The sequence below is a fragment of the Ruegeria sp. ABM4_193 genome (assembly GCF_056158705.1).
Map to the genome: position 1 here is coordinate 709,533 of NZ_JBSWTT010000001.1, position 21,216 is coordinate 730,748.

At 57.7% G+C, this 21,216-nt stretch carries 26 protein-coding genes; 16 read left to right on the top strand and 10 right to left on the bottom strand.

Annotated features, from left to right (window positions below):
- Positions 1 to 20: 20 nt before the first annotated feature.
- From ACXADZ_RS03505 to ffh, 4 genes are read right to left on the bottom strand one after another with little or no spacing between them, the layout of a single operon-like run.
- Positions 21 to 317, bottom strand: coding sequence for a chorismate mutase (locus tag ACXADZ_RS03505; protein ID WP_050605269.1), 297 nt, complete (start codon positions 315 to 317; stop codon positions 21 to 23).
- A complete protein-coding gene (locus tag ACXADZ_RS03510) occupies positions 314 to 853 on the bottom strand; it encodes a GNAT family N-acetyltransferase (RefSeq protein ID WP_475192691.1) in 540 nt (179 codons plus the stop codon). The genes ACXADZ_RS03505 and ACXADZ_RS03510 overlap by 4 nt, the downstream gene beginning before the upstream one ends.
- Positions 850 to 1,386, bottom strand: a complete 537-nt coding sequence (locus tag ACXADZ_RS03515; RefSeq protein WP_171096200.1) for a GNAT family N-acetyltransferase — start codon at positions 1,384 to 1,386, stop codon at positions 850 to 852. Before ACXADZ_RS03515 ends, ACXADZ_RS03510 begins: the two co-directional genes overlap by 4 nt.
- Positions 1,387 to 2,895 carry a signal recognition particle protein gene (gene ffh / locus ACXADZ_RS03520; protein ID WP_171096198.1) on the bottom strand — a complete coding sequence of 503 codons (1,509 nt, stop codon included), beginning with the start codon at positions 2,893 to 2,895 and terminating at the stop codon, positions 1,387 to 1,389.
- Between the two features lie 252 nt (positions 2,896 to 3,147).
- Between ffh and ACXADZ_RS03525 the strand changes: the two genes are divergently transcribed.
- Positions 3,148 to 4,044 (top strand): sulfotransferase domain-containing protein, encoded by an 897-nt coding sequence (locus tag ACXADZ_RS03525; RefSeq protein ID WP_475192693.1) that lies wholly within the window; start codon positions 3,148 to 3,150, stop codon positions 4,042 to 4,044.
- Here the strand turns inward: ACXADZ_RS03525 and ACXADZ_RS03530 are convergent.
- Positions 4,031 to 4,552, bottom strand: coding sequence for a hypothetical protein (locus ACXADZ_RS03530; protein WP_475192694.1), 522 nt, complete (start codon positions 4,550 to 4,552; stop codon positions 4,031 to 4,033). The two genes, ACXADZ_RS03525 and ACXADZ_RS03530, sit on opposite strands and share 14 nt — an antisense overlap.
- Before the next feature lie 185 nt (positions 4,553 to 4,737).
- Between ACXADZ_RS03530 and ACXADZ_RS03535 the strand changes: the two genes are divergently transcribed.
- Positions 4,738 to 5,268: a prolyl-tRNA synthetase associated domain-containing protein gene (locus ACXADZ_RS03535; RefSeq protein ID WP_171671820.1), complete on the top strand. Its 531-nt coding sequence runs from the start codon at positions 4,738 to 4,740 to the stop codon at positions 5,266 to 5,268.
- Here the strand turns inward: ACXADZ_RS03535 and ACXADZ_RS03540 are convergent, their stop codons facing one another.
- Together ACXADZ_RS03540 and ACXADZ_RS03545 are read right to left on the bottom strand one after the other, a co-directional pair.
- The gene (locus ACXADZ_RS03540) at positions 5,269 to 6,006 is read right to left on the bottom strand and encodes an aspartate/glutamate racemase family protein (protein WP_475192696.1); all 738 of its coding nucleotides are present in this window, start codon (positions 6,004 to 6,006) and stop codon (positions 5,269 to 5,271) included.
- Positions 6,007 to 6,077: 71 nt separating this feature from the next.
- Entirely contained in the window at positions 6,078 to 6,659 is a 582-nt protein-coding gene (locus ACXADZ_RS03545) for an FMN-dependent NADH-azoreductase (RefSeq protein ID WP_475192697.1), read from the bottom strand.
- A gap of 120 nt (positions 6,660 to 6,779) precedes the next feature.
- Here ACXADZ_RS03545 and ACXADZ_RS03550 point away from each other — a divergent pair, with 120 nt between their 5' ends.
- From ACXADZ_RS03550 to ACXADZ_RS03560, 3 genes are all read left to right on the top strand, one after another.
- On the top strand, positions 6,780 to 7,658 hold the full coding sequence (locus ACXADZ_RS03550) for a LysR family transcriptional regulator (protein ID WP_171096187.1): 879 nt from the start codon (positions 6,780 to 6,782) through the stop codon (positions 7,656 to 7,658).
- On the top strand, positions 7,655 to 8,569 hold the full coding sequence (locus ACXADZ_RS03555) for a DMT family transporter (RefSeq protein WP_475192698.1): 915 nt from the start codon (positions 7,655 to 7,657) through the stop codon (positions 8,567 to 8,569). Before ACXADZ_RS03550 ends, ACXADZ_RS03555 begins: the two co-directional genes overlap by 4 nt.
- 126 nt (positions 8,570 to 8,695) lie before the next feature.
- Positions 8,696 to 9,109: a universal stress protein gene (locus tag ACXADZ_RS03560; RefSeq protein WP_171096183.1), complete on the top strand. Its 414-nt coding sequence runs from the start codon at positions 8,696 to 8,698 to the stop codon at positions 9,107 to 9,109.
- Here the strand turns inward: ACXADZ_RS03560 and ACXADZ_RS03565 are convergent.
- Positions 9,106 to 9,441, bottom strand: coding sequence for an ArsR/SmtB family transcription factor (locus ACXADZ_RS03565; RefSeq protein WP_171188883.1), 336 nt, complete (start codon positions 9,439 to 9,441; stop codon positions 9,106 to 9,108). The two genes, ACXADZ_RS03560 and ACXADZ_RS03565, sit on opposite strands and share 4 nt — an antisense overlap.
- Positions 9,442 to 9,481: 40 nt before the next feature.
- The gene (locus ACXADZ_RS03570) at positions 9,482 to 9,694 is read right to left on the bottom strand and encodes a hypothetical protein (protein WP_171105550.1); all 213 of its coding nucleotides are present in this window, start codon (positions 9,692 to 9,694) and stop codon (positions 9,482 to 9,484) included.
- A gap of 104 nt (positions 9,695 to 9,798) precedes the next feature.
- Between ACXADZ_RS03570 and ACXADZ_RS03575 the strand changes: the two genes are divergently transcribed.
- The 7 genes from ACXADZ_RS03575 to ACXADZ_RS03605 all read left to right on the top strand — a co-directional run bounded on the left by ACXADZ_RS03575 (position 9,799) and on the right by ACXADZ_RS03605 (position 14,500).
- A complete protein-coding gene (locus tag ACXADZ_RS03575) occupies positions 9,799 to 10,698 on the top strand; it encodes a LysR substrate-binding domain-containing protein (RefSeq protein ID WP_475192701.1) in 900 nt (299 codons plus the stop codon).
- A 200-nt stretch (positions 10,699 to 10,898) separates the two neighbouring features.
- Complete coding sequence (locus tag ACXADZ_RS03580; RefSeq protein WP_152457046.1) at positions 10,899 to 11,231, top strand: AtpZ/AtpI family protein; 333 nt, start codon at positions 10,899 to 10,901, stop codon at positions 11,229 to 11,231.
- A 2-nt stretch (positions 11,232 to 11,233) separates the two neighbouring features.
- Positions 11,234 to 11,992: a F0F1 ATP synthase subunit A gene (locus tag ACXADZ_RS03585; protein WP_171096177.1), complete on the top strand. Its 759-nt coding sequence runs from the start codon at positions 11,234 to 11,236 to the stop codon at positions 11,990 to 11,992.
- Between the two features lie 48 nt (positions 11,993 to 12,040).
- Positions 12,041 to 12,265: a F0F1 ATP synthase subunit C gene (locus ACXADZ_RS03590; RefSeq protein WP_005981269.1), complete on the top strand. Its 225-nt coding sequence runs from the start codon at positions 12,041 to 12,043 to the stop codon at positions 12,263 to 12,265.
- 86 nt (positions 12,266 to 12,351) lie between these two features.
- Positions 12,352 to 12,903, top strand: a complete 552-nt coding sequence (locus ACXADZ_RS03595; RefSeq protein ID WP_171096175.1) for a F0F1 ATP synthase subunit B' — start codon at positions 12,352 to 12,354, stop codon at positions 12,901 to 12,903.
- Positions 12,904 to 12,908: 5 nt separating this feature from the next.
- A complete protein-coding gene (locus ACXADZ_RS03600; RefSeq protein ID WP_171096173.1) occupies positions 12,909 to 13,469 on the top strand; it encodes a F0F1 ATP synthase subunit B in 561 nt (186 codons plus the stop codon).
- Positions 13,470 to 13,645: 176 nt separating this feature from the next.
- Positions 13,646 to 14,500, top strand: coding sequence for a hypothetical protein (locus ACXADZ_RS03605; RefSeq protein ID WP_475192703.1), 855 nt, complete (start codon positions 13,646 to 13,648; stop codon positions 14,498 to 14,500).
- A 42-nt stretch (positions 14,501 to 14,542) separates the two neighbouring features.
- On the opposite strand, the gene ACXADZ_RS03610 is transcribed toward ACXADZ_RS03605, so the two are convergent.
- Complete coding sequence (locus tag ACXADZ_RS03610) at positions 14,543 to 15,313, bottom strand: FadR/GntR family transcriptional regulator (protein WP_475192704.1); 771 nt, start codon at positions 15,311 to 15,313, stop codon at positions 14,543 to 14,545.
- Positions 15,314 to 15,462: 149 nt separating this feature from the next.
- On the opposite strand from ACXADZ_RS03610, the gene ACXADZ_RS03615 reads away from it, so the two are divergent.
- From ACXADZ_RS03615 to ACXADZ_RS03630, 4 genes are all read left to right on the top strand, one after another.
- Positions 15,463 to 16,656 (top strand): aminotransferase-like domain-containing protein, encoded by a 1,194-nt coding sequence (locus ACXADZ_RS03615; protein WP_475192706.1) that lies wholly within the window; start codon positions 15,463 to 15,465, stop codon positions 16,654 to 16,656.
- 26 nt (positions 16,657 to 16,682) lie between these two features.
- A complete protein-coding gene (locus ACXADZ_RS03620; RefSeq protein WP_475192707.1) occupies positions 16,683 to 17,108 on the top strand; it encodes a hypothetical protein in 426 nt (141 codons plus the stop codon).
- Between the two features lie 140 nt (positions 17,109 to 17,248).
- Positions 17,249 to 20,704 carry a chromosome segregation SMC family protein gene (locus ACXADZ_RS03625; RefSeq protein ID WP_475192709.1) on the top strand — a complete coding sequence of 1,152 codons (3,456 nt, stop codon included), beginning with the start codon at positions 17,249 to 17,251 and terminating at the stop codon, positions 20,702 to 20,704.
- 53 nt (positions 20,705 to 20,757) lie between these two features.
- Complete coding sequence (locus ACXADZ_RS03630; RefSeq protein WP_475192710.1) at positions 20,758 to 21,108, top strand: hypothetical protein; 351 nt, start codon at positions 20,758 to 20,760, stop codon at positions 21,106 to 21,108.
- The last annotated feature ends 108 nt before the right edge of the window (positions 21,109 to 21,216 follow it).

The window sequence follows — 21,216 nt, forward strand, 5'->3', positions numbered from 1 at the left end:
TGAGCCGGCGTAGGTGCCGGTTAGTTCTGATGTTTCTTATGGTGTCGGATGACTTCCTGAATGATGAAATTCAGGAAAGCCTTGGCGAAATCGGGGTCCAGATCGGCCTCTTTCGCCAGGTCTTCTAGCCGTGCGATCTGCGCCGCTTCGCGCGAAGGATCGGACGGGGGAAGGTCGTGTTCGGCCTTGAGCTTGCCAACGGCCTGCGTGTGCTTGAACCGCTCGCCCAGCGTATAGACAAGGATCGCATCCAACCGATCGATGCTTTCGCGATGCTCTTTCAACAGCGTGGCAGCCTGTGTCACGGGGTTGGTCATTGGCCGGTCCTTTCGGTGGTCAGGTCAATCTGCGGGTGGCGCCAGATTTGAGCGTGCTTGCCCAGTAGCTCGGCATTTTCAAGCTCCAGCGTGGCTCCAAGGCGTTCTGCCAAAGCGCGCGAGCGGTCGTTGGCATGGGCGATGTACGAGATCACGCCGTTCAGCCCCTGTTGCCGCGCCGCATAGTCGCGTGCCGCCTGCGCCGCCTCAAATCCTAGCCCTTTGCCTTCAGCCTCGGCCATAAGGGTCCAGCCCAGCTCGGGCTCAGCCCAGCCTGGGGCATCGATCATACCGGCCCATCCAACAAACGCGCCGCTGGCCTTTTCGGTCAGGTGCCACAGGCCAAAGCCTTTCAGAGCCCAATGTCCAAGGCGTTTCACGAGCGAGTCCCAGCTGCCAAGCTCATCCTTGGGTCCGCCGACCATATGGCTGCGTTCAGTCGCAAAGAACGAGGTCATCGCAGGCAGATCGTCCAGATGTGGCGCGCGCAAGATCAGACGCTCGGTCTCGATAGTAGGGATGGTGAACGAGGTCATGCGTATGCCTCCATCCCGCCCTGAAACTCATCGGGGTGTGGGTGTCGATAGACGACATCCTCGGGAGACGGGCGCGCTGCGTTTTGATCCTCAATTGCGCCCAGCCTCTGCGCCAAGGCGATTGAACGCGCGTTGGGCGCATCAATATAGCTGACCAGCGTTGTCAAACCGGCGTTTTGAAATGCCCAGTCGCGCGCGGCGCAGGCCGCTTCGAACGCAAAACCCTTGCCTTCATAGTCGGGGAAGATGCACCAGCCGATTTCGGCCTCGGGGAATTTCGGGGGTTTGTTGATCCCGACCTGACCAATGAATTCACCGGTTTCCGTCAAGTCGACAGCCCATGCACCAAATCCGAGAAACTGCCAACTGGCTACGTCCGAGCCCAGCATTGACCACAGGTCCTGCGCCGAGTACGGCCCATCCATAAATTTCGCCCACTCCGTCGCAAACAGCGCAGCCATCGGCTCGAAGTCTTCGAGCCGGTGATGGCGCAGCGTCAGGCGCGCGGTGGTTATAGTGGGCGCGGTGCTCACTTACTTCTTCTTCCCGAACCCGCTGAGGCCTTGAGGCAGACCCATGCCGCCGCCCAGTCCGGGCAGGCCGCCGGGCATCTTGCCGCCCATCGCCTTAGCCGCTTGTTCCAGCGCCTTGGGGTCCATGCCTGCGGCCATCTCCTCGGGCGAGGGGCCGCCTTTGCCGAACATGCCTTTCATGGCCTGTTTCAGCATCTTACCTTTGCCCATCTTGCCCATCTTTTTCATCATGTCCGACATCTGCCGGTGCATCTTGAGCAGTTTGTTGAGGTCGCTGACCTCCATCCCCGAACCCGCCGCAATCCGTTTCTTACGGCTGGCTTGCAGCAGTTGAGGGTTGGCGCGTTCGCGTTTGGTCATCGACTGGATCATGGCGATCTGCTGGCGCAGGATTTTGTCGTCCAGTCCTGCCTGGTCCATCTGTTTGGCCATTTTGCCCATGCCGGGCATCATGCCCATCATGCCCTGCATACCGCCCATCTGGATCATCTGTTCCAGCTGCATTTTCAGGTCGTTCATGTTGAACTGACCTTTGACCATGCGCTTCATCATGCGCTCGGTCTGTTCCATCTCCATCGTTTCCTGGGCCTTTTCGACCAGGGCAACGATGTCGCCCATACCCAGAATACGGCCGGCGATCCGGTCGGGTTCGAAAGTTTCGAGCGCGTCCATCTTTTCGCCCAGACCAACAAAGCGGATGGGCTTGCCGGTGACGGCACGCATCGACAGCGCCGCACCACCGCGCCCGTCGCCGTCCATCCGCGTCAGGACCACGCCCGAGATGCCGACCTTTGCGTCGAACTCTTCGGCGACTTCAACGGCGACTTGACCGGTCAGGCCGTCGACGACCAGCAGGGTTTCGCGCGGGTCGACCACGTTACGGACCTGCTCGACCTCGTCCATCAGGACTTCGTCGATATGCAGACGGCCCGCGGTGTCGAGCATATAGACGTCATATCCACCCAGCGTCGCCTGTTGTTTGGCACGTTTGGCGATATCGACGGGCTTCTGGCCCGGCACGATCGGAAGGGTGTCGACGCCGACCTGTGTGCCCAGAACCGCCAGTTGATCCATCGCCGCCGGACGATAAACGTCGAGCGAGGCCATCAGGACCTTCTTGCCCTCTTTCTCTTTCAGGCGTTTCGCCAGCTTACCGGTGGTGGTCGTCTTACCCGAGCCCTGCAGACCGACCATCAGGATCGGGGCAGGCGGGTTGTCGATCTTCAGCTTGCCGGGGTCTTCCTCGCCGCGCAGGGTGTCGACCAGCGCGTCATGCACGATCTTGACGACCTGCTGGCCGGGGGTAATCGATTTGGTGACGGCTTGGCCGGTCGCCTGTTCCTGCACCTTCTTGACGAACGCGCGTGCCACCGGCAGCGAGACGTCGGCCTCAAGCAGCGCAACCCGGACCTCGCGCAGGGCGGTCTTGACGTCTTCTTCGGACAGAGCGCCCTGTTTGGTCAGCCGGTCAAAGACGCCAGAGAGGCGTTCGGATAGATTTTCAAACATGCCTTCGGCCTCCTATGCCGGTTATCTGATGGCACTTCCTACGTAGGAAACACCGGTTAAATACACAATTGCCCCCACGGGCGAAACTCGCTGGTGGGGGGCGATCCCTGAACGACTCAAGGGACCGGAAGATCGAAAGGCTTCCGGATGTTTGGCGGTCATTTACGCCTTGGGGGCGGGTGAGTCAAGATAAGCTATGTGAAGGCTGCTGGTGTAGGATACTCTGATTAAAACAAGCTTGGTGAGGGGGCGATGAAGGACGATCTTCCGCAAAAGACAACGGATTATGTTGGCGAGGTAACCAACACCGATATCTGGTCTGGTTTCGAGATACGGTCTAACGACGTCTTTGTGTGTACACCGCCAAAATGCGGCACCACGTGGACGCAGACACTGGTGCGAATGTTGATCACGCAGACCGCCGACCCGGGCGTATACGACAACAAGATCTCACCTTGGCTGGATTGCGGCTTTCGCGACCGGGAAGAGCAGGCAAAAACGCTGAACGCGCAAAGCCATCGGCGCTGCATAAAGACACATACGCCGCTGGATGGAGTTACCTTTTCGCCTGATGCGCAGTATCTTGTTGTGCACCGCCATCCCGTCGATGTGCATTTGTCAATGCGTAGTCATGTCGAGAATATGAAGGCCGATTGGTTGGATTACCTCTTTCCCGATGATCTTTCAGAAGCCTTTTCCATGTTTCTGGATCGACCGGCTTCATCAAAAGGCACCGACGATCTGACACTTGGATCATTTATCCATCACTTCCGATCCTTTTGGACCTTCCGTGAATTGCCCAATATTCATTTCCTGCACTACGCAGAGCTTAGCCGCGATCTACGCGGACAAGTCTCGCGCCTGGCCGACATCATGGACACCGAGATCAGCCCGCAGCTGGTCAATGACATCGCCGAGGCGGGCAGTTTCGGGTCGATGAAGAACAATGCGCAGCGTCTGGAGCAAACGCCCGGGTTCACCAGTGGGTTTCACGACTTTGCACAGTTCTTTTCTTCGGGCACCAGCAACAAGTGGGAAGGCAAATTGACGCCTGAAGATATGACCAGGTACGACGACCGCATGTCCGAGCTGGTTTCACCTGAAGAACGTCTGTGGTTGGAACGCGGCTTAGCCTCTAGCCCACGCTGACGTCTTGGTCGCCTCGATTGGACGCGGGCAGCCAACCATTCACAGCTTCAGCCAGCCGATGTGAGCCTGACCCGCTGACATATGCCTCGACAATGGGATGGCGGCCAGCGCTCATTCCCTCGTCCAGGATCAGCACTGGGCGATACATCGTCGACGTGCGCTTGCCGTTTCTGGACTTTGTGCTTTCGACCTCGGCATGAGATAAGCTGGACAGCTTATGTTCGACGGCCTCATAGCCAAATACGGATTGGCGGCGGATCAGGATGCTGTTGTCACGACGATCCAACACGACCTGAACGCGTCGAACAAACGCGCAGAAAGCACCTAGGCCCATTCCGCCCCCAAAAACAGCGAAGAAGAGGCCAAACCAGATGCCCTCGCCACCTTCACTGGCCATGAACAGGCCAGCACCTACAAAGGCGAGTATGAAGAGGACCAGTGTGATGCCGATGAACCATGGCGTGTTCGACAGGATCAGTTGGTCAGGGGTGTTGCGCGTGACTTTCATGGCGGAACGCTACAGCACTTTCTGGTGCTGTTGAAGCAAAGCGCAGCGCTTGCGCCTTTGAAAAAACTGCGCGCACGCGACAAACAATTCCTGCGGCAATGGATATATGTGGCCTTCCCGATCGCTGATTGCAGGCAGGGGCGTTCTGTGGCACAGCGCGGAAAATTCAGTGCAAGGAGACCGGGATGGACGCTTCATCCGCTTTTCAGGACACGTTGCCTTTGAGTTCCGATGCGTTGCTGGCGCAGTTGGATGATTGGGGTTTGGCCTATCGTCTGCATACGCATGTGCCGCTGCGCACGGTTGAGGATTCGAAAGCAGTCGAAGATCAGTTCATGGTTCCCGGCGAAAATGCGTTACGGGTGAAGAACCTGTATTTGCGCGACAAGAAAAAGCGCAACTATTTGGTGACGCTCGAGCAGAACCGCGAAATCGATCTCAAGGCGCTGGGTGCGGAATTGGGTGTCGGAAACCTGTCTTTCGGGTCGGCAGACCGCCTGATGCAGAATCTCGGCATTCGGCCTGGGGCGGTTAGTCCGCTGGCGATGATCAACGGGGTTCAAAACAATGTACGGTTCTTTATGGACGCGGCCGCCAAACAAGCCGAAGTGATCTACATGCACCCGCTGGTCAATGACCGCACGGTGGCCCTCAAGCAAGCTGACGTGATGGCCTTCTTTGATCACATCGGATGCGAGGTGACCTGGCTGTCCTGATCACCCGAGCGCCTCTTTCAGCGCGGCAGAGACATGTGCGGCTGATGGGTTGACGAACAGGTGCCCGTCCACCTCGAAAACCGGATCATCAAGGTGGGCCGGAAACGCCAGTGGCAGCTCGGTACAGGCCAACAGAATTGCCGTTCCTTTGGCTGCGTGTTTGTTGCAAAAGGCAAGCAATCTCGTACGCGCTGTATCGGATGCGCCGCCATAAAAGTCGCTGTCAATCATGGCCTGCATCTCGGTTATTTCAGGTTCGGGCAGGCGATTATTTGCAGTGATACCCTCGGCAGCCAACCGATCTGCGTAGTTCGTGGCCTGCATCGTCACAGAAGTTCCCAAGACCAGAGCCTTGGATGCGCCGGTGCTTGCCGTGGCGTCGGCGGTTGCGTCAAAGATACTGAGAATAGGCATGGAAACGCCTTGCCGAATTGCGTGCAGCCGGGCGTGCGGCGTATTTGAGGCGATGATTCCGAAGTCGCAGCCCGCGCGTTCCAAAGTTAGCAGAGCATCGCGGAACACGTTGTCAAATTCCGCCCAGCTTGCTTCATCCCCGGCGACACCGCGCAAAGCGCGTGTCTTGGCCTGAGTGACGGATTCAATGGTTATCGGCGGGACTGGTAAAGGAGAGCCGTGACCCAGTTGCGCGAAGTGGCGCCCTGCGCCTTCTGCAATGGCCCGGTAATAATCAACGGTCGAAGCCCAGCCCACACCGCCCAGAATGCCGATTTTCTTCATAAGTAACGCCCAGCCTGCTCATTTGCACGAACGGCAGACTGGACGTTTCTATTCTTTTTGACCAGAGCCAATCAGGCTGCGAGTTCGGCAACGGCCTTGCGGGCGCTTGCCAATGCAGCTTCGGGGTTTACCGCCATCTGATCCGCAGCGATGACCTCTACGTCATGAATGCCGATAAAGCCTAGAACGTGGCGGGCATAGTTGGTGGCAAAATCCGCCTCGGACCCGACGGGGACACCACCAGAGGCAATCGCCAGAATGGCGCGTTTGCCTTCCAGCAAACCCTTGGGGCCGTTTTCAGTATAGGCAAAGGTCAAGCCTGCGCGGGCAACCAAGTCTACCCAGGCTTTGAATGCGGCAGGAACCGAAAAGTTATAGATCGGAAGTCCAATGACGATGGTGTCAGCGTCTTGCAGTTCGGACACCAATTCGTCGGACAGGGCCAGTCGGGCACGCTGTACATCGTCGCGCTGATCGGCCGGGGTGAAGTTGGCGGCGATCCAGTCCTCGGTCAAAAGCGGCAGGGGTGTGGCCAGGTCGCGGCGGATGATGCGCTCTGCACCCAGCTGCTGGACCACACGGCCGGACAGATCGCGGGTCGTCGAGTCTACGCGGCGGGCGGATGAGTCGATGTGAAGGATAGTTTTGGGCATTGTTCAGGTCCTTTGGGTCAGGGAAATCTTCTCCTGCTCCCAATATGATTATTGCGTTTGTGAACAAAACTCGGATACATCAACAGTTATTGTTGGAAATTGCACAGTGACGTTATTGCCATGGACAATTGGGACGAAGTGAGAACCGCATATCAGGTGGCGCGTATGGGGACAGTCAGCGGCGCGGCCGAGGTTCTTGGTGTGCACCACGCCACCGTGATCCGCCATATTGATGCGATCGAGGCTCGGCTGGGTGTAAAATTGTTCCAGCGTCACGCACGCGGATACACACCGACCGAGGCGGGCGACGATCTGTTGCGCGTCGCACAGGCCACCGAAGATCAGTTCAACCAGCTTGTTGGTCGGATGAAGGGCCGGGGCGATGACGTTTCAGGCGAATTGGTGGTGACATCGCTTGGATCACTTGCGCCGTTGGTTGTGCCCACACTCACAGCGTTTCAAAAGATGCACCCGGATCTTATCGTGCGCTACCTGACCGGCGACCGGCTTTTCCGACTGGAATACGGCGAGGCGCATGTGGCGATCCGCGCGGGATCAGCCCCGGATCAGCCGGACAACGTTGTACAACCATTTCGACAAGAAGAAGTGGGCCTTTACGCCAGCACCGCATATGTCGAACGCTTTGGTAAACCGTCAGGTATTGAGGATTTCGGCAACCATCACTTCGTCAGTTCTGACGACGAAAGCAGCCGCGCGCCGTTCACCCGTTGGCTGCGTGCGACTGTTCCCGCGGGTCGCATAACCTTCCGCTGTACAAACAACTTCTGTATGCGCGAGGCTGTCCTGGCCGGGGCGGGTATAGGTTTCATGGCCCGCTGGGAAGCGGCCCGCCACGACAATCTGGTCGAGGTGATGGACCCGCTTCCTGAGTGGTTCGGGAACCTGTGGCTCGTGACCCACGTGGATTTACACCGCACTACCAAGGTGCAGGCGTTCCTCAGTTATCTCAAAGAAGAAGCCAAAGGTTGGCAGCCATGAGCCCTCAGGCCCGTGGTCATCTGGCCATGCTGACCTTTTCAGCCCTTGTTGCGGGCAGCTTTTCGCTGGGATCCATGATCGCGAACGAGATTGCGCCTGCCGCGCTGAATGCAGTCCGATTTGCGATTGCCGCTGTGGTGATCGGCGTGGCGGCTTTGGCCACAACTGGTTTGCCGCGCAGCGCTGCGCAAGCCCCGTGGCGTTACCTGGTGTTGGGTGGGTTATTTGCCACCTATTTCGTCCTGATGTTCTACGGATTGCAAACTGCCCCACCGGTCAGCGCTGCTGCGGTGTTCACCCTTACACCGGTTGTTTCAGCGGTCGCGGGATGGGTTTTGTTACGACAGATCACCACGCCGCGTATGGCGCTGGCTTTAACCATTGGGGCCGTTGGGGCACTTTGGGTGATCTTTCGGGCCGACTGGCAGATGTTCCGCGCCTTTGAGATAGGGGGTGGTGAGATCATCTATTTCTGGGGATGTGTCGCCCACGCAATCTATACGCCGATGGTTCGCAAACTGAATCGTGGTGAACCGGCCGTGGTGTTCACCTTTGGCACTTTGGTCGCCGGATGCCTACTTCTGACCGTGTTTGGTTGGTCTGATCTGAGGGCAACCGACTGGAGTGCGCTGCCGGCCATCGTTTGGATTGGTTTGCTTTACATCTCGTTCTTTGCAACGGCTGCCAGCTTTGTATTGGTGCAGTTCTCGTCTTTGAGGCTGCCGTCAGCGAAGGTCATGGCTTATACCTACTTGGTACCAAGTTGGGTAATTCTGTGGGAAATTGCTTTGGGCAAAGCTGTACCCACAGGCTTGATATTGGGGGGTGTTGCGCTGACAGTCATCGCTCTGCTGATGCTGCTGAAAGAGGAAGCGCCGCTTGCAATGCCGGTGCGAAGGACCGCAGAATAGCGCTGCACTTTCGCTAGAAGGTGCTTCCAAGCTCAAATGCATTCCAAATGTAGAATTTGTTGAGCCAGATCAAGGTTCGGGGCAGGTCCCTCCAATACACTGAGATTTAGGTGAGAGGAGGAGATTATGTTTAAGCATATCATGCTGCCGATAGACCGGCACCTGCCGCCCGAAGTCCGTAAAGCTGCTGATATCGCGGCGCAAGTTGCGAAATGGCAAGGTGCTAAAATCACTCTGGTCAGCGTCACCGGTGCCCATTTGGGTGAGTCCACAACAACCGAAGCCGAGATCGACAAGGATCTTGCGAAGTTTACTGAAACACTCGCCGCCGAAAGCGGTGCTAAGGTTGCCACTCGCAAAATTCATTCTGTCGACGTCGCCGCCGAAGTGGACAGCGACCTGACCCGGGCCGCAGAAGAGCTGGGCGCTGATCTGATCATCGTGGGAACCCACGCTCCGCGGATCACCGACTATATCTTTTCAAGTCACGCGGGTTATCTGGCCAAACATGCCAGCATGTCGGTTTTTGTGGTGCGTTAAGCGTCGTCCGACGTCGGAAGCTCAACTTCCAAAAACCGTTCGAACGCGTCCAGATTGACGGGTTCGAATTGTCCGAACCCCTGCATCCAAACCGAAGCGGCGCGCAGGGCGTCGGGCTCCAGCTTGCACCATTTCACCCGTCCGCGTTTTTCCTGAGAAATCAACCCGGCCTTGGTGAGGATGACCAGATGTTTGGAAATCGCGGCCAATGACATCTCAAAAGGTTCGGCGACATCTGTCACGGCCATGTCGTCCTCTAGCAGCATTGCCAGAATGGCGCGGCGCGTGGGGTCGGCCAGGGCAGCAAACACAATGTCGAGCGGATCAGTCATTGCCCTGTCATAACCGCTTGGGGCAAGGGCGGAAAGGGCGTTACAGCATCGGATGGCGATAGTCGTCGGTGGGGAACCGCAGGTTTAACTGCTCTGTCGCGCTTGCGGTCAGGCCGATGTCGCGGGCCATACGCGCGTTTGGGGGCAAAGGTGTTGCATTTTTTTGAGAGTGCGAAGCTGGGCGACATTTCTGCAGTATACGTTTAATAAACTGATGCGAAACTACGGAGAAACTTCTTTGAGTCTTTTCCATGATTGCTCCTTTGTCACTGTATTTACGAAAAAATGCGTGAATTCGAGCAGCCAATCAAAATGAATTACTTGACTTATTATGTGCCAAAAAAGCACATATTTGGGATGGCCCGTGTATTACCTCCACTGAACGCACTGAAAGCATTTGAGGCGGCCGGACGGCATGAAAGCTTCAGCCGTGCAGCCGACGAGTTGAACGTCAGCCATTCGGCCATCAGTCGCCATGTGCGTGGGTTGGAGGACCGGCTCGGCGTCTCGTTGTTTCGGGATTTGCCCCGTGGAGTCGAACTGACCTTGGAAGGGCGTGGCTTGCTGTTGCGGGTGATGAGTGCGCTTGATGAAATCGCCGAGGCCACTGAGATCGTTCGTCAAAGGCCCGAAGGCACACTCACCATCAGTTGTGAGCCGCTGTTCGCCATGAAATACCTTATCCCCCGGCTGCCGGGTTTCTATTCAGCCTTCCCAGGGGTCGAGCTAAGGCTGGAGGCCTCACGGGCGCTGGCGGATGTCGAACGACATGATGCGGATCTGGCGATCAGGTTTGCGCATCGCGGTGTGCTGGATATTCCGTCCGACCTGATCAGTGATGAACCACTTTTCACCTATGCCACGCCGGATCTGAGGCCCGAGGGGTGGGACAGCCCCGAACAGGTGCTGAATTATCGTTTGTATCGCGATCGGATCGGAGAAGTCTGGCCGCGCTGGGCAGAAGTGGCCGGGTTTGAAATGCCACAGTCCCGCATGAACGGTTGGCGGATGGAAACAGATCTGTCTCTGATGGCAGCCGTTAGCGGGCTGGGTGTTTTTCTGGGATCAGAAGAATGCGTCCTGAGTGATCTGCAAGCTGGTCGCTTGATCCGGTGTTTCCCCATTGGGTTCCGCGAGGGCAGTTTCCGTTTGGTATTGGGCGCTGGTGCGGTGCGCCGCAGAACGGTACAGGCGTTCCGAACGTGGTTGCTGGATGAAAGTGCAAACCTGCGCGGCCAACCCATCCTGCGGGAATAATCAACTCTTTGGTTGAATATGCAGATTCAATGCATTTTGAAGCCCTGGAAGGTTCAGGTGACATTTCGGCATCACGGTGCAGTTTGTAAATGTCAATAAAAACAAAGTTTTAACCTGCGTCAATCGGGGCGTTCAAGAGCGTTGACTCTGCGCCCGTCGCGCCTTAGCACCATGCCCAAGACTGTACGAGGGAAACGCCCGTGACCGATGACGACCAAAAGCAGCGTATGGCGCAGCTGGAGGCCAAGATCGAAGCGGCGAAAAAGGCCAAAGCGCCCAAGCCTCGTGCAGATGCTGACGTGTCCGGGGGCGAGCTTGCCTGGAGGATGGTCATCGAAATGGTATCCGGTCTGGGGATCGGATTTGGCATCGGATACGGGCTGGACAGCCTGCTCGGGACGATCCCGATCTTTCTGGTGCTGTTCACATTGCTGGGCCTTGTCGCGGGCGTGAAGGTTATGCTCCGCAGCGCGAAAGAGGTACAAGAGAAACAAACGGCGGCAACGGCCGCCGAGAAGGACGAGAGGGACTGAACGTGGCAACTGAGACCACCGCAGCAGAAGGCAGCAGCCTGGTTTTCCACCCGATGGATCAGTTCATCGTGAAACCGTTGTTCGGCGACGGTGCGGTCGGCATGTTCACTGTGACCAACGTGACCCTGTGGCTGTTCTTCGCGATCCTGGCGGTAATCGCCCTGCTGGTGCTGCCGACGTCCAAACGCGCGATTGTCCCCACGCGGATGCAGTCTGTTGCTGAGCTGACTTATGGCTTCATCTACAAAATGCTGGAAGACATCTGCGGCAAGGAAGGCGTTAAGTTCTTCCCTTATGTCATGACCCTGTTCATGTTCATCGTCTGCGCGAACTTCCTGGGCCTGATCCCGACATCGTTCACCACCACATCGCATTTCGCCGTGACCATCCCGCTGGCGTTGGCCGTGTTCCTGACCGTGACGGTTCTGGGCTTCGTCAAAAACGGTACGGCGTTCCTGGGTCTGTTCTGGGTGTCCAGCGCGCCGATGGCTCTGCGCCCGATCCTGGCGATCATCGAGCTGATCTCATACTTCGTACGTCCTGTCAGCCACTCTATTCGTCTTGCCGGTAACGTCATGGCGGGCCACGCGGTTATCAAGGTTTTCGCGGGCTTTGCTGCGATTGCCGTGATTTCGCCCGTGTCCGTTCTGGCGATTACTGCAATGTATGGTCTTGAAGTCCTCGTGTCCTTCATTCAGGCCTACGTATTCACCATTCTGACCTGTGTTTACCTGAAAGATGCGCTGCATCCTTCGCACTAAGGTCCGATACCCAAACATCGAAACTTCCAATTCGTAAGGAGATACATCATGGAAGGCGATCTCGCACACATCGGCGCAGGCCTGGCAGCAATCGGTTCCGGCGCAGCCGCAATCGGGGTGGGCAACGTTGCAGGCAACTTCCTGGCCGGCGCCCTGCGCAACCCTTCGGCGGCTGCTTCGCAGACCGCAACCCTGTTCATCGGTATCGCGTTCGCAGAAGCCCTGGGGATCTTCGCATTCCTGGTCTCGCTGCTGCTGATGTTCGCCGTCTAATCTGCGGAACCTGATCCTTACGCGCAGGTGGGCCCAAGCCATAGCGGCCCACCTGTTGTAAAGACAACGTTCCGACGGAGGACATCATGGCGACTGAACCCATTACGAAAGAAGTAGCTGGCTCTTGCGTTGACTCCTATGGCTCTGCCATCGGTATGCCGCAGCTCTGCTTCGATTGGTTCCCCAACCAGATTTTCTGGCTGGTCATTACGCTGGTCGTCATCTTTCTGGTCCTGTCCCGCGTGGCTCTGCCTCGCATCGCGGCAATCCTGGCTGAACGTCAGGGGACCATTACCAACGACCTGGCTGCGGCCGAAGATCTGAAGGCCAAGGCGGTCGAGGCTGAAGAAGCCTACAACAAAGCGCTGGCCGATGCCCGTTCTGAGGCACAGCGTATCGCAGCGGAAGCCCGCGCCGAAATTCAGGCTGGTCTGGATGACGCGATAGCAAAAGCGGATGCGGAAATCGCTGCAAAAGCGGCTGAATCGGAAAAGGCAATTGCCGAAATCCGAGCCGGTGCGCTGGAAAGCATTCAAGTGGTTGCCAAGGACACGGCTGCCGAACTGGTTACAGCACTTGGCGGCGAAGCGGATGCGGATGCCATTGCCGGTGCCGTAGATGCGCAGACGAAAGGATAAGTGACATGCGGAACACTCTTGCTCTTATCCTGACATTTGGTGCGGCCAGCCCGGCCTTTGCGGCCAAAGGCCCGTTCTTTTCGCTTGGCAATACGGACTTTGTCGTCCTTCTGGGCTTTATCGTCTTCATTGCGGTTCTGTTCTACTTCAAGGTCCCCGGCATGATCGGTGGGGCGCTGGACAACCGTGCCGAAGGCATCAAGTCCGAGCTGGACGAAGCGCGCGCCCTGCATGAAGAAGCACGTAGCTTGCTAGCTTCTTACGAGCGCAAGCAGCGTGAAGTTCAGGGACAGGCCGATGCGATTGTTGCTGCGGCCAAGGAAGACGCAGCTCTGGCAGCGGAACAGGCGAAGGTTGACCTTGAAAAGTCGATTGAACGCCGTTTGGCTGCAGCTCAGGATCAGATCGCTTCGGCCGAAGCGTCTGCTGTGAAAGAAGTGCGTGATCAGGCCGTTTCGGTCGCAGTTGCTGCGGCGGGTTCGGTTCTGGCCAAGCAAATGACTGCAGCACAAGCCAACAAACTGATCGACGCGTCGATTGCAGATGTAGGTACCAAGCTGCACTGACGGTTGACCCGCCAGACAAATGATACAGTTGACCCGGGGGCGTTTCGCTTTCGGGTCTTTTGTTTTGTGGCGAGTTCTGCTTGATTTGAAGCACACTCCAAATCCTGCCAACCGTTGGGGAACTGGTCGACAGGAAAGCTTTGCAGCAAGCGTGATAATACAGGGAAAGACAGACCGTGTCGGGCGACGCAGTTTCGATGAATATTGTAGGCGTGGTCAGAAATGGTGGCGCGGCGCTGATCGACACGATCAACAGGATTCAAAACCTGTCCGCTCAGTTGCACCGGTATTCGGTCATCATTGCGACCAACGACAATTCGGACGATACGAACCGTGTGTTGAACGACTACGCCGAACGAAACCGGCATGTCGAAATTATTCAGCTGGACGGGCTTGTTTCTAGATTTCCTGACCGGATTGAGCGCATCACTGCGGCCAGAAATGCCATACTCAACAGGCTGGAAGCAAAAGACGATGACAACGAGCTGACCCTGGTGCTGGATCTGAATGGTCCGAATACGTGCCTGGACGTTCAGGCGGTTCTGACCGCCGCAAAAAGGGTCACTCCTTTGTGGGAAGGTGTCTTTGCCAATTCCAAACCTGCATATTACGACATTTATGCTCTGCGCTGCCCCGGCTGGTGTGATGAAGACGTCTGGCAGCGCATTCAGAGCACGCGCAGGCCTTTGTTCGGGCGCCGGAAATGGCGCCGGGCGTTGCTGAAGTCAGCGGTTTATGACCGCCAATTCCATATTCCAACCGAAACCCCGCTTATACCGGTCGACAGCGCGTTTGGAGGTGCCGGGTTGTACAAAACTCGTGCGCTCCGGGGCTTGCGCTATTCGTGCCGCGACGAGAAGGGGCAGCGGGTGTGCGAACATGTGATGCTTCACAAACGGCTTCGGGACCGTGGCGCAAGGCTGTTCATTGACCCGGCCCTGACAACAGTGGCCCTTGATCGTCATTTGGGAGAAGGCAGTGGAAAACCCTTTCCGCGCCACCTGCTCCCCGCTTCAACAGGGGCCGCTTAGTCGCGGCGTTTTCCACATTCGACCGGCAAATAAAGGTGGCGCTTAGGCCCGCCCGGTTTCATGTTGCAAACGTTGCTGCGCAATAAATTCGTTTCGATCTGTCTTCCTTTGATCGGCCATGCAGCGTTCGACAAAATCAAGGTGCTGTTCAATTGCGGTGCGCGCGGCTAAAGGACTGCGCACCTGTAACGCGTCATTGATGGCCCGATGCTGGTCCAAAATCGCTTCGCGCGTGGCGCGCTGTTGGAACATCGTCTGACGGTTGTAGAACACGCCCTGCACCAACAAATCATACATCGAGCGCATCATATGCAACATGATGACATTATGGCTGGCCTCGATGATGGCCATATGGAATTCAGCATCCAGTTGCGCCTCGTCATCCGCTGCATTCCGGTCGTGGGCCGCTTGCATCTTGTCAAAGATCGCCTGAACCACTTTCAGGTCGCTCTCGGATCCTTGGCGCGCAGCCCTTTCCGCTGCCAACCCTTCCATGTCGCGGCGAAAAGACAGGTAATCAAACACCGCTTCGTCATGACTGCCAAACAAACGGATCAGCGCAGGGGAAAAGGCCGATCCCAGAACCTCGGCCACGTAGATCCCGGATCCAGCCTTGGCGGTCAGCAATCCTTGCGCCTGAAGCTCAGATATTGCGTCGCGTAGGGACGGGCGGGACACACCCATCCGCTCGGCCAGTTCACGTTCCGAGGGTAGACGTTCGCCAGGGCGCAGGATGCCGCGCAGGATCAGAAGCTCGATCTGGCGAACGACAGCAAGCGAGAGTTTTTCGGTTTCAACTTTGTGAAAGGGCATGTTGTTTCCGCAATTGGTCAAGTCATTTGACCACGGACATGGGGCACGTTCAAGAACACCTGTTCACATCGGCTGAAATAATAGGTCAGCATTATTGACTTTAAATCATCTGGCAATAGGCTGCCCGAAACTGAGATCGGAGGAGCCTCATGTCCCAACACCCCTTGTTTGCCACCCGGGCTTCCCGGATGAAGGCATCAGAAATCCGAGAGCTGCTGAAACTGCTCGACCAACCAGGGATCATTTCCTTTGCAGGCGGCATTCCGGATCCAGCGTTGTTTCCCGCCGATGCGTTTGCACAGGCGTTTCAAGCAGCGCTGGGGCCAGAGACACAAGCGCAGGCACTGCAATATTCGGTCAGCGAAGGTTATGTCCCGCTGCGCAAATGGCTGGCGCAGCACATGCGTGAAATCGGAGTGGCGTGTGACATCGACAACATTCTGATCACGTCGGGATCACAGCAGGCGCTGGATTATCTTGGCAAGCTGTTTTTGTCGCCCGGCGATACCGCCCTGGTTGGCTGGCCCACCTATCTGGGCGCGCTTGCAGCGTTCAACGCGTATGAACCCCGGTTTGATCGGCTGAACGGCAACAGCGGGGCCGAAGAATACAAGGCAGCAGCCGGGGATGGGGCGGTGAAATTCGCTTACTTGTCGGCGGACTTTGCCAATCCAACCGGCGAAACTCTGGATCTGCAAGGCAGGGAAGCTTTGTTGGATCTGGCAGAAGAGTTGGATTGCGCCATAATCGAAGACGGGGCCTATCAGGCGTTGCGCTATGACGGGGATCCGATCCCACCAATCCTGTCTTTGGAGCTGGCCCGCAAAGGATCAATTGAAGACTGTCGGACGATCTATTGCGGTAGCTTTTCAAAAACCCTGTCTCCGGGGCTGCGCATGGGCTGGGTCGTGGCGCCCAAGCCGATCATATCTCAGTTGGTTTTGTTGAAGCAGGCGGCGGACCTGCATTCGGCGACCATAAACCAAATGGCTGTGCACGACGTGGCACAAGCGTGTTTTGACGGCCACATTCCCAAGGTGCGTGCGGTTTATCAAAACCGTCGCGATGTGATGCTGGACGCGTTGGAACAGCATATGCCCGACGGGGTCGAGTGGACCCGGCCCGAGGGCGGTATGTTCATCTGGGTCACGCTGCCTGCAGGGGTCAGTGGGTCTGAATTGCTGGCACGTGCGTTGGACACGGTGAAAGTGGCCTTTGTGCCGGGTCAGGCATTTTTCCCGGATGGCAGCGGCGCAAATACCATTCGCCTGAGTTTTTCAAATTCTGACGAGGCAGCAATCCGCGAAGGTATTCGTCGGTTGGGTGAAGTACTGCGGGCCTGATACGCAGAAAGGATCTGTTAACCAAAATGCTGCAACTCTGCGGCATGATCCGGTGTCTTGCCCCTTTGTTGTTGGCCGCCTGTGCGGCCGGAACCCCTCATTTCCGCGAGGTGCCTGCCACACGCGTTGCGGTGAATGGCAGCGTGTTCGACGTGCGCGTGCGCGGTGAACTAGCCGAAGCGGTCAGGGTCAACGCGCAATACGCACCCCGCCTGGGTCCGGTCCGAGACCGGGCCGCCCTTGCGATGGCTCAGGTTTCGGGTTGTCCGATTCTGGATGTGCTGGGCGATGCGGCGGTAACGGTTGGTGTTTTGGGCTGTGATCGAGACGCGGGCGAGCGGTTGCTGTTAACCGCTGTTTCTGCGCCCAATTATGAATGCATTGACTATGGCATCTACGAAAACGTAGGGGATGACTACGGCCATCAGGTCTTTGAGTGCACCCCATATTGATATACGCTTGTTTTTGGGTATTTCGGCAAGATATTGTGGATAACTCAAAATGATATCCCATATCCTGCGCAACTCCGTTGACTCGGACCCTATCCCTTGCGCAGACTTTCAACTCATAGGAATCAAGGGACACGCTGCCATTGCGTTTCAGCAAGCTCAAACTGACCGGCTTCAAAAGCTTTGTTGATCCGACCGATCTGATCATCGCAGACGGGCTGACCGGTGTGGTGGGGCCTAATGGCTGTGGCAAGTCCAATCTTCTGGAAGCATTGCGTTGGGTGATGGGTGAAAACCGGCCCAAATCCATGCGTGGTGGCGCGATGGAAGACGTTATTTTCGCGGGTGCGGCCACGCGTCCTGCACGCAATTTTGCCGAGGTCGTCCTGACCATGGACAACTCGGAACGTCTTGCGCCATCTGGGTTCAACGACAGCGATCAGTTGGAGATAGTGCGGCGCATCACCCGCGATGTTGGCAGCGCTTACAAGACCAACGGCAAGGATGTGCGCGCGCGCGATGTACAGATGCTGTTCGCCGATGCTTCGACCGGGGCGCATTCGCCTGCGCTGGTCGGGCAGAACCGCATCGCCGAATTGATCAACGCCAAACCCCGCGCTCGCCGCCGCATTCTGGAAGAAGCTGCTGGGATCTCGGGCCTGTATCAGCGTCGGCACGAAGCTGAGCTAAAGCTGAAAGGCACAGAGGCGAACCTGACCCGCGTCGATGACGTTCTGGAACAGCTTGGTGGGCAATTGGCTCAACTGGCGCGCCAAGCCCGTCAGGCCGCGCGATACCGTGAAATCGGCGAACAACTGCGTCAGGCCGAAGGGATGCTGCTGTATCGACGCTGGAAAGAGGCTGATATGGCCCGCCAGCAGGCAGAGGAAAAGCTGCGCGAACGCATCACCGAAGCTTCCCGTGCCGAGGCCGAGGCGCGCGCTGCCGCTGCAAAACGTGCCGAGATCGAAGAAACTTTGCCGCCACTTCGTGAAGAAGAGGCAATCGCAGCTGCGGTTCTGCAACGTCAGCAGGTGCAGCGCGATCAACTTTCCGATCAGGAAACCCGCGCGCGGCAGACCATTGAGACGCTGACAAACCGTATTCAGCAGCTTGGCCACGATATTGAGCGTGAAACCGGTCTGAACCGCGACGCAGGTCAAATGATTGAGCGCCTGGAATGGGAAGCGCGCGAGCTGACAAAGGCCGCTGAAGGTCATGAGGAAAAAGTGGCCGAGGCGGCAGAAATCGCGCGTGAGGCAGCTTCGATCCTGCAAAACCGTGAAGACCACCTGTCACAACAGACTGAAGATATGGCCCGCCTTGTCGCCCGACACCAGTCAGCCCAGCGTTTGGTCGAAGACAGCCGCAAGACATTGACACGGTCTGAGGGTGAAGAGGAAAAGGCACGGCAGGCAGTGGATGAGGCCAAAACCGCCTTGACCCGCGCCAGCGAGGCGTTTGAAGCCGCCCAGGAAGGTGAGGAAGAAGCCCGCGAAGCCGCTGAAGCCGCCGAAGAGGCGCTGGCAGCCGCAGATGAGTTGCGCAACGAAACACAGGCCCGCGAGGCCGAAGCGCGCGCGCAGCGTTCTGAGGCCGAAGGTGAGCTTGGCGCGATACGGGCCGAAACCACGGCGCTGGCCAAGCTGGTGGAACGCGACACTGCCGAAGGTGGTCAAGTGCTGGATCTGCTGCGCGTCGCGCCAGGCTTTGAAAAGGCTCTGGGCGCGGCCCTGGCCGATGATCTGCGCGCGCCCTTGGTTGAGGGCGATGGCCCTTCTGGCTGGGTGCAGGTGGCAGGATATGACAGCGATCAGCCTTTGCCGGATGGGGTCGAACCGCTGGCGCTTCACGTCTCGGGTCCGGATCGTCTCAGCCGTCGGATTGCACAGATCGGTCTTGTGGATGCCGATCAGGGCGCGCGTTTGCAAGCAGCGCTGAAACCGGGCCAACGGTTGGTGTCCCGTTCGGGTGATTTGTGGCGCTGGGACGGCTTCCGTGCATGGGCCGAAGATGCCCCAAGCGCAGCTGCGCTGCGGTTGGAGCAGCTCAATAAACTGGAAGCGCTGAAGCAGGAACTTGCCCGTACCGAGGCCCAAGCAGATGGTGCCCGCGCCGCGCATGAGGCGCTGTCGCGGCAATTGGCAGATGTGACTGAGGCCGACCGTCGTGCGCGAGAAACCCGCCGTGCTGCGGATCAGCGCATGGCCGAAACTGCGCGCTTGCTTAGCCGCGCCGAAGCGGATCGTAATCTGGCGCAGGGTAAACTGGAGACCCTGACCCTTGCCGTAGATCGCCACAAGGAAGACGCTATGGCGGCCCGCGCGCAACTGCGCGAAGCCGAGGGCGCATTGAGCGGCTTGGGCGATCTCGACAGTGCACGTGCCGAGGTCGAAGACATCAAACAAACTGTCGAGGCGGCGCGGATCACGATGCTGACCCACCGTTCGACCCATGATGAGCTGCGTCGTGAGGGGGACGCGCGCACCCGCCGCTCGCAGGAGGTCACAAAAGACCTCAGCGGGTGGCGGCATAGATTGGAAACCGCGGAAAAACGGATCTCGGAACTGGCTGAGCGCAAGGAAAGCTCGGAAGAGGAGCTGACCGACGCCATGGCCGCCCCCGGTGAGATTGCCGAAGCGCGGGAAGAGCTGAACGAATTGATCGAAGCTGCCGAAGCGCGCCGGGCAGAGGCTGCGGACAAGCTGGCCGAGGCTGAGACCCAGCAGCGTGAGGTTGTTCTGGCAGAACGTGAAGCGGAACGCCTGGCTTCGGAAGCGCGCGAAAGCCGCGCGGCGGCCGAGGCGCGCTGTGATGCGGCAAAGGAAAGTGTGGTCGCTGCGGCAGAACGGATCGCCGAGGATCAACAACTGACCCCGAACCAGTTGCTGAACCAGTTGGATGTGAACCCCAACCAGATGCCTGCTGCGGATGTTCTGGAATCCGAGGTGAACCGCCACAAGCGTCAACGCGACGCTATGGGTGCGGTGAACTTGCGGGCGGAAGAAGACAGCAAAGAAGTTCAGGAAGAATTCGACACGCTCAGCAGCGAAAAAGCGGATTTGGAAGAGGCGATCAAAGCCCTGCGCAGCGGTATCGCCAGCCTCAACCGCGAAGGACGCGAACGGTTGTTGACCGCTTTTGAACAGGTGAATTCGAACTTCGCGATGCTTTTCAAGCACCTGTTTGGGGGTGGTGAGGCCAATCTTGTCATGGTCGAAAGCGACGATCCGCTGGACGCGGGTCTCGAGATCATGTGCCAGCCGCCGGGCAAGAAACTGTCGACGCTCAGCCTGTTGTCGGGCGGGGAACAGACCCTCACCGCGACCGCGTTGATTTTTGGTGTGTTCCTGGCCAATCCCGCACCGATCTGTGTGTTGGACGAGGTCGACGCGCCGCTGGACGACGCCAACGTCACGCGCTTTTGCGACCTGCTGGACGAGATGTGCCGCCAGACCGATACGCGGTTCCTGATCATCACGCACCACGCAGTGACAATGGCGCGGATGGACCGGCTGTTTGGCGTCACGATGCAGGAGCAAGGCGTAAGCCAGTTGGTATCGGTTGATCTGAAAAAGGCCGAACAGATGGTCGCGTGACCGTTCACTGCAAGTTTATGACGTTTGCGCTCGGATCGCGCTAACTTGGGCGCATGATACGTTTTCTAATCCCCGCCCTGTTCGTAGCCAGCTCAGCTTATGCTGCAGACTGGCCTTTAAAGACCGGGGACATTCCTCTGACATCAGCAGAGCTTGACGCTTTGGCAGGCCAAACATTCACCTTCTACGATGACGGTCAGGCCAAATTCTCGGCCGGTGGGGCATATTCCTATACCTATGCCAGCGGAGACTCGGCTTTTGGCACATATTCCATCGCCGAGGACGGCAGCGTCTGTATCGCCTATCGCAACGGATTCAGCCGGTGTGATTTGTATGTGCGCAGTGGCGAACGGCTGATCCTGATTGATCAGAAAGGAGACCGCTATCCTGTCCGGCCTGAGTAAAGCTTTTCGAGATTGAGATGCTCGACCTAAACGCAAAGCTGGTGTTCTCTTCATTTTGGTGGGAAATCTTGCCAGCCTGAACACACGACCATGCCAGTCAATGGCTTA